This window comes from Pseudomonas fluorescens, assembly GCF_000967965.1.
Lineage (GTDB): Bacteria > Pseudomonadota > Gammaproteobacteria > Pseudomonadales > Pseudomonadaceae > Aquipseudomonas > Aquipseudomonas grandcourensis.
On the sequence record NZ_LACC01000035.1, the window covers coordinates 35,819 to 36,024 of the forward strand.

General features: G+C 67.0%; 1 protein-coding gene. It reads right to left on the reverse strand.

What is annotated here, in order from left to right:
• Positions 1 to 206 (reverse strand): VCBS domain-containing protein (locus tag VC35_RS29655; protein ID WP_185754848.1); only part of this gene is annotated, 206 nt, incomplete at both ends.

The following is a 206-nucleotide window of genomic DNA, read 5'->3' on the forward strand; positions in this document are numbered from 1 at the left end:
GCGAACTCGTCGTGGGCGGAAGTGGCGACGTAGGTCCAGGCACCGTCGGTGCCGATGGAGAACTGGCCGTAGCTGCCGGCGGTGTTGGTTTGCGCGACGAAGGTTGCGGCGCTGTCGACGTCGCTGATGGTCAGGGTGCCGGCGGTGGAAATGTCGACGGCGGCATTGGTCTCGGTGAGGTTGGCGATGTCGGCGGACAGCACGGC